The organism is Streptomyces sp. AC627_RSS907, from assembly GCF_019049165.1.
In genome coordinates, this window is the sequence record NZ_JAGMUE010001220.1 from 1 (window position 1) to 636 (window position 636).

The window sequence follows — 636 nt, forward strand, 5'->3', positions numbered from 1 at the left end:
GACGGCCGCCGACCGTCGACCACCGGCTGCCCCGTGCCTGGCGGTACGCGCCTAGCGGTACGTGTTGACCAGTCGGGACAGGTGGCGCCCGGCGATGGCCATGGGCTCGGCGCTGCGGGAGACCTGCGCGGCGAGTTCGGCGCCCTCCAGGGTGCTGATCACGGTGTGGGCGAGGTCCCGGGCCTCCTGCTCGGCGATGCCGGCGAGCTGGAACTTCTCGGCGACCAGGCCACGCCAGCGCTCGAACGCCTCCTCGACGGCCTGCTGGATGGCGGGTATCCGGCCCAGCGTCTCCAGGGCCGTGGCCGTGATCGGGCAGCCGTCCTGCCAGCCCGAGTCGCGCAGGTACTCCGCCACCACCCAGGCCAGCGCGACCACCGCGTCGGCCGGGTCGTCCTTGGTGGCCAGAGCGTCGCGCAACATCTGGGCGAAGTGCTCGTCGGCGTGGCGCACCGCGGCCGTCGCCAACTCCTGCTTGCCGCCGGGGAAGAAGTGGTAGACGGAGCTGAGGGCGACCCGTGCCTCGGTGGCGATCTGCTTGATGGCGGTGCCCTCGTACCCCTGCCGCATCATCAGCCGCGAGGTGACGTCGAGTATCCGCGCCCGGGTGCCCAGTGTCGCGACCATGCCGAACAC

At 72.2% G+C, this 636-nt stretch carries 1 protein-coding gene; it reads right to left on the bottom strand.

All coding sequences use genetic code 11. The features are described 5' to 3' along the window. Positions 1-51: 51 nt before the first annotated feature. Positions 52-627: a TetR/AcrR family transcriptional regulator gene (locus KUM32_RS41160; protein ID WP_217146762.1), complete on the bottom strand. Its 576-nt coding sequence runs from the start codon at positions 625-627 to the stop codon at positions 52-54. Positions 628-636 lie beyond the last annotated feature (9 nt).

Coding starts and splice junctions, on each gene's coding strand:
- KUM32_RS41160 (WP_217146762.1), bottom strand. CDS start 627: ATGGTCGCGACACTGGGCACCCGGGCGCGGATACTCGACGTCACCTCG.